The 6,025-nt window shown below is 66.3% G+C and carries 7 protein-coding genes (1 of these 7 only partly in view); 3 read left to right on the plus strand and 4 right to left on the minus strand.

What is annotated here, in order from left to right; genetic code table 11:
• The 4 genes in view from ACESY8_RS18025 to ACESY8_RS18040 are tightly spaced (at most 29 nt apart) and all read right to left on the minus strand, a layout consistent with a single transcriptional unit that may run on beyond the window.
• Window positions 1-598 carry the 5' portion of a 5-formyltetrahydrofolate cyclo-ligase gene (locus ACESY8_RS18025; protein ID WP_498794911.1) on the minus strand. It extends 56 nt beyond the left edge of the window, so 598 of the gene's 654 nt are visible here — the first part of the coding sequence; it begins with the start codon at window positions 596-598; its stop codon lies beyond the left edge, outside the window.
• Window positions 576-1,121 (minus strand): DJ-1 family glyoxalase III, encoded by a 546-nt coding sequence (locus ACESY8_RS18030; RefSeq protein ID WP_021630694.1) that lies wholly within the window; start codon window positions 1,119-1,121, stop codon window positions 576-578. The genes ACESY8_RS18025 and ACESY8_RS18030 overlap by 23 nt, the downstream gene beginning before the upstream one ends.
• A 29-nt stretch (window positions 1,122-1,150) precedes the next feature.
• Window positions 1,151-1,822: a dTMP kinase gene (locus tag ACESY8_RS18035; protein WP_007495787.1), complete on the minus strand. Its 672-nt coding sequence runs from the start codon at window positions 1,820-1,822 to the stop codon at window positions 1,151-1,153.
• 2 nt (window positions 1,823-1,824) lie between these two features.
• Complete coding sequence (locus ACESY8_RS18040; RefSeq protein ID WP_065534334.1) at window positions 1,825-2,547, minus strand: WecB/TagA/CpsF family glycosyltransferase; 723 nt, start codon at window positions 2,545-2,547, stop codon at window positions 1,825-1,827.
• 231 nt (window positions 2,548-2,778) lie between these two features.
• Here ACESY8_RS18040 and ACESY8_RS18045 point away from each other — a divergent pair, with 231 nt between their 5' ends.
• The 3 genes from ACESY8_RS18045 (at window position 2,779) to ACESY8_RS18055 (ending at window position 5,615) form a co-directional block, all read left to right on the plus strand.
• A complete protein-coding gene (locus ACESY8_RS18045; RefSeq protein WP_054338897.1) occupies window positions 2,779-3,774 on the plus strand; it encodes an ABC transporter substrate-binding protein in 996 nt (331 codons plus the stop codon).
• A gap of 103 nt (window positions 3,775-3,877) precedes the next feature.
• Window positions 3,878-4,828 carry an ABC transporter permease gene (locus ACESY8_RS18050; protein WP_007491899.1) on the plus strand — a complete coding sequence of 317 codons (951 nt, stop codon included), beginning with the start codon at window positions 3,878-3,880 and terminating at the stop codon, window positions 4,826-4,828.
• Entirely contained in the window at window positions 4,821-5,615 is a 795-nt protein-coding gene (locus ACESY8_RS18055; protein WP_024725078.1) for an ABC transporter ATP-binding protein, read from the plus strand. Before ACESY8_RS18050 ends, ACESY8_RS18055 begins: the two co-directional genes overlap by 8 nt.
• Window positions 5,616-6,025 lie beyond the last annotated feature (410 nt).

The following is a 6,025-nucleotide window of genomic DNA, read 5'->3' on the forward strand; positions in this document are numbered from 1 at the left end:
GCCTTTGGGCCCCGCTCCTCTGCGCATCCGCCCGGTACAGGCCGTGCTCGGTGAGCACCAGCTCCACCCCCCGGTCATGGGGGGCGCGGGGGACTTGGGGCAGCAGCAGCGCCGTCCGGCACAGGGCGGCGGTACAGCCGGCGTAATCCGCCAGCCAGCGGTCATAAAAGCCGCCCCCCTGGCCCAGACGGCCGCCGGAGGGGTCGAAGGCCAGACCGGGCACCAGCACAAGGCCGATGGCGTCCTTGCCCACCAGGGGGCAGTCCTCCCCCGGCTCCAGCATCCCGTAGGGGTGGGGGATCAGCGCGCTGTCCGGCCGGACAAGCCGGGCCTCCAGGCCATGGCCCGGCAGACAGCGGGGCAGGCAGACCGCCTTGCCCCGCGCCCAGAGGGCGGGGAGGAGGCGGGCGGTGTCGGGCTCGCCCCCCATGCCGTGGTAGAGCAGCAGGGTATCCGCCGCCTCCACCTGGGGCAGGGCCAGAAAGCGGGCGAACAGGGCGTCATCGCTCGCCCGCCGGACCTGGGGAGAGAGCTCTCTCAGATATTGGCGGGCCCGGCGGCGCAGCTCCGCCTTCTCAGCCGTGGTAGTGGACGGCATGGCAGACCTGCCGGGCGGCCTCTGCCCCCTTGAGCACCTCCACCAGCTTCAGGCCGAAGGGGAAGGAGGAGCCGGCGGCCTCGCCGGTGATGATGTGGCCGTCCGCCACCACGGGAGCGCCCTTCTGCACCACGGCGGAGCCCATCAGCTCCTCCATGCCGGGGTAGCACACCGCCCTGCGCCGGTCCAGAAAGCCCAGGTTGGCCAGAATGGTGGGGGCGGCGCAGATGGCGGCCAGCCACCGGCCCTCGTCGTAGCAGTGTTGAATCAGGGCCTGTACGTGGCGGTCGCCCTGGAGCACCTCCACGCCCCCCAGACCGCCGGGGAGCACCAGCATATCCACCGCCTCCCGGTCCAGCTCGGCCAGGGTCAGGTCGGCGGTGACAGTGACGCCGTGGGCGCTGGTGACGGCGGGGCCGTCCACGCCTACCAGTCGGACCTCAATGCCTGCCCGGCGCAGCAGATCGGCGGGCACCAGGGCCTCGCTCTCCTCAAATCCGGTTCCCAACAGAATCGCTACCATGTGAAACAGCACCTTTCTTTTCTGTTCTTCTATCCTAAAATACGGGCGGCCACCGCCCAGATGTCACGGTGAATGTCCTCTGTGGAGCGGAGCGCACCCGCCCCGTCTACACAGGGGATTTTGACCCAGCCCAGACAGTCCGCCGCCCGGAGGGCGGTTTTGCGGCACAGGGCGAGATAGCCGGTGTCCACCTCGTGGATGTCACCCTTGGTATGGGTGGACGCCTCCCGGCTGCGGAGGAGGCGCACCGCCTGCTCCGTGGGCATGTCCAGATAGACCACCAGATCGGGGAGGGGCAGGCCCAGCTTGCCGCACTCGAAGTCAAACAGCCAGCGGAAAAAGCCCTCCCACTCCGCCTCGGGCAGCTTGCTGGCCTGGTGGACGGCGTTGGAGGTGGTGTACCGGTCGGAGAGCACCAGCCCGCCGCCCCGGTAGTAGTCCCCCCACACCTTTTTCCATGAGGCATAGCGGTCCACCGCGTAAAAGGTGGAGGCCGCGTAGGGATTCACGTCGGAGGGGTGGGAACCGAACTCCCCGTTCAGATACATTTTCAAAAGGGCGGAGGAGGGCTCCTGGTACTGGGGGAAGATCAGCCGCCGGAAGGGGCGTCCCTCCCGCTCCATCCGCTCACAGAGCATGCGGAACTGGGTGGACTTGCCCGACCCGTCGGTGCCCTCAAACACAATCAGCTTTCCCTGCATGCTCACTTCCCCCGCAGCCGGGCGCCCGCCGCCTGGACCAGCACCAGAGGCAGCTTGGCCATGCGTCCGATGCGCTTCGGTTCCTTGACCAGGCGGTAGAGCCACTCCAGCCCCAACTTCTGAAAGCCCTCCGGGGCCCGCTCCACCACGCCGGCGAACACGTCCAGGGAGCCGCCCAGGCCCACCATCAGGTGGGCGCCGGTGGCGGGGCCGTGCTCCACCATCCACAGCTCCTGCTTGGGGGCCCCCAGGCAGACGAACACCACGTCGGCGGCGGCGGCCCTGATCTCCTCCACCACCGGGCCGTCCTCCCGGAAATACCCGTCATGGGTGCCGCAGACGATGAGGCCGGGGTGGGCGTCCTTCAGGTTGGCGGCGGCCAGCTCCGCCACGCCGGGCTTGGCCCCCAGCAGGAAGAGCCGCTTGCCGTGCCGGGCCATCCACGCCAGCAGCCGCTGGGCAAAGTCGATGCCCGGTACCTTGCCCTTCAGCGGGCGGCCCAGGATTTTCGCGGAGTAGACCACCCCCACGCCGTCGGCCAGCACCAGATCGGCCCCCAGCAGGGCCTGCCGGAAGGCCGGATTGTGCTTGGCGGCCAGCAGAAACTCCGGGTTGGGGGTGACCGCGTAGTGGAAGCCCCCGGCCTCCACCAGGGCTGCGCCGGCCGCCGCAGCCTCCTCCAGCGTCAGGTCGTCGAAGCCGACGCCCAAAACATCAGTCCTCAAAATACATTGCCTCCGATTGGAATTCTGTCCATAATTTCATGCCATTTTACCATAGATAGCGAAAAAAGTCCATGCGGAAACCGGGAAATCAGGGGCGGGAAAGATGAAGTTTCTGTGAAGAATCACCAAGTTCCCCGTTGACAAACCGGGCGGATGTGCTATAATAGGGCACAGCTAATTCTTTAGCTGTTAAAATTGCTAAAGAGCGGTAGGGATTGGAGGAACTCGATTATGAATGGAAGAAAACTGGCCGCTTTTGCCTTGAGCGGCGTTATGGCAGTCGGCCTGACCGCCTGCGGCGGAAACGGCGAACCGAATGAGTCTCCCGCCGGCGGCTCCGGGGGGGAGGCCTATTTGGTGGGTATCTGCCAGCTCGCCCCCCACGACGCGCTGGACGCGGCCACCAGGGGCTTCAAGGCGGCTCTGGTGGAGGCCTTCGGCGAGGATGGGGTGAAGTTTGACGAGCAGAACGCCGGCGGCGAGTACAACAACTGCGCCACCATCGTGGACGGCTTTGTGTCGGAAAATGTGGACCTGATGCTGGCCAACGCCACCTATTCGCTCCAGGCAGCCCAGTCCGCCACCGCCGACATCCCCATTCTGGGTACCGCCATCACCAACTACGGCATCGCCCTGGGCCTGGACAGCACAGAGGACAAGGTGCTGGGCGGCAACATCTCCGGCACCTCCGACCTGGCCCCGCTGGACCAGCAGGCCGCCATGCTCCAGGAGCTGTTCCCCGACGCGGAGAACGTGGGCCTGCTCTACTGCTCCGCCGAGCCCAACTCCGTGTTTCAGGTGGAGACCATCCAGGGCTATCTGGAGGAGATGGGCTACACCTGTACCCAGTACGCCTTTACCGACGTGAACGACCTCTCCGCTGTGACCCAGTCCGCCTGTGACGGCTCCGATGTGATCTATATCCCCACCGACAACACGGCGGCCAACAACACCGAAACCATCGCCAATGTAGTCATCCCCGCCGGGGTGCCCGTGGTATGCGGCGAGTCTGGCATCTGCTCCGGCTGCGGCGTGGCCACCCTCTCCATCAGCTATGAGGAGCTGGGCCGTATCACCGGTGAGATGGCCGTCCAGATCCTCACCGGCGAGGCGGACGTGTCCGAGCTGGCAATCCAGTACGACACGGCCGTGGCCAAGATGTATAACGCCGCGAACTGTGAGGCGCTGGGCATCACGGTGCCCGACGGCTATCAGCCCATTGAGTGAGGCGCAAACGTCAGAAAAACCGCGGGAATGGACCTCCATTTCCCGCGGCTTTTTGGCACGTGCCTGTCTGTAATCCACTTTCGAGCGGGAGGCATGAAGAAAGATGAATGTTTTGGTAAGCCTGTTCAACTCCCTGCCCGGCGCCGCGGGGCAGGGGCTGATCTGGGGCATTATGGCCATCGGCGTCTATATCACCTATAAAATATTGGATGTGGCCGATCTGACGGTGGACGGCTCCCTGGCCACCGGCGGCGCGGTGGCGGCCCTGTGCGTCAGCATGGGCTGGAACCCCTGGCTGGCGGTGCTGGCGGCGGTGCTGGCGGGTATGCTGGCCGGGCTGGCCACCGGTGTGCTGCATACCGCCTGCGGCATCCCAGCCATCCTGGCGGGTATTCTGACCCAACTGGCCCTCTACTCCATCAACCTGCGTATCATGGCCATCGGGGATGAAAATGCTACCACCAAGGCCACCCTGGCGGTGAGTGTGGACAAGAACGACCTGCTCCTGTCCTCCCGCTACGTGCGGGAGCCTGCGCTGAACAACCCTCTGCTGCTGCTGGTGCTGCTGACGGCGGCGGTGATCGCGCTGCTGTACTGGTTCTTCGGCACGGAGCAGGGCTCCGCCCTGCGGGCCACCGGCGCCAACCAGAGCATGGCCCGGGCCCAGGGCATCAACACCAACACCGCCAAGGTCCTGGGCCTGGTGGTGTCCAACGGCCTGGTGGCCCTGGCCGGCGGCCTGCTGGCCCAGTATCAGGGCAGCGCCACCATCGACATGGGCCGCGGCGCAATTGTCATCGGCCTAGCGGCAGTCATCATCGGCGAGGTGCTGCTGGACAAGGTGTTCCGTAACTTCGCCCTCAAGCTGCTCTCCGCGGTGATCGGCGCGATCATCTACTATGTGGTCATCACCGTGGTGCTCCGCCTGGGCCTGGAGTCCACCGATCTGAAGCTGCTCACCGCCCTGGTGGTGGCGGTGTTCCTGGCCGTCCCCTATTGGAAGGGCCGCTATTTCACCAAGCCCGTGCGGAAGGAGGGCGCTCCCCATGCTTGAAGTGCGCGAAATTTATAAGACCTTCAACGCCGGCACCATCAACGAGAAGCGGGCTATGAACGGCGTCACCCTCACCCTCAACGAAGGGGACTTCGCCACCGTCATCGGCGGCAACGGCGCGGGCAAGTCCACCCTGCTCAATCTGGTGGCGGGCGTCTACCCGGTGGACAGCGGCTCCATCGCCATCGGCGGGCAGAATGTGACCCGCCTGCCGGAGCACAAGCGGGCCCGGTTCATCGGCCGGGTGTTTCAGGACCCCATGATGGGCACCGCGGCCACCATGCAGATCGAGGAAAACCTGGCCCTGGCCGCCCGCCGGGGGCAGAGCCGCTCCCTCCGCCCCGGCATCACCCGCACCGAGCGGGAGCAGTACCGGGAGCTGCTGAAAATCCTGGATCTGGGACTGGAGGACCGGCTGACCAGCAAGGTGGGCCTGCTCTCCGGCGGCCAGCGGCAGGCCCTGACTCTGCTGATGGCCACGCTGAAGAAGCCCCGGCTCCTGCTGCTGGACGAGCATACCGCCGCCCTGGACCCCAAAACGGCGGCCAAGGTTCTGGACACCACGGAGAAGATCGTGCAGCGGGATAAGCTGACCACCCTCATGATTACCCATAACATGCGCGATGCCATCGCCCACGGCAACCGCCTGATCATGCTCTACGACGGCCGGATTGTGGTGGATATCGCGGGGGAGGAGAAGAAGAAGCTGACCGTGGAGCAGCTCCTCGCGCTGTTCAGCAAAGCCAGCGGCTCGGACGAGGCCGACGACAAGCTGCTGCTGTCGTAGCCGCTGGCTTCCCCATCGCAGATGGGGCGGCGCCTGCGCCGTGCAAGCGTTTTGCCGGAGGCAAAACCTTGCCGCGGGCGGAATTCACTTCCGCCCGCGCGGGATGAAATCCGGGGCCCCCGGCTGGCCTGGGCCGGCTGGGGCACAGCGGCTCGGACGAGGCCGACGACAAGCTGCTGCTGTCGTAGCCGCTGGCTTCCCCATCGCAGATGGGGCGGCGCCTGCGCCGTGCAAGCGTTTTGCCGGAGGCAAAACCTTGCCGCGGGCGGAATTCACTTCTGCCCGCGCGGGATGAAATCCGGGGCCCCCGGCTGGCCTGGGCCGGCTGGGCCACAGCGGTTCCGACGAGGCCGACGACAAGCTGCTGCTGTCGTAGCCGCTGGCTTCCCCATCGCAGATGGGGCGGCGCC

Origin of the sequence: Clostridium sp. ATCC BAA-442, assembly GCF_964239415.1 — a bacterium.
GTDB lineage: Bacteria > Bacillota > Clostridia > Oscillospirales > Oscillospiraceae > Flavonifractor > Flavonifractor plautii.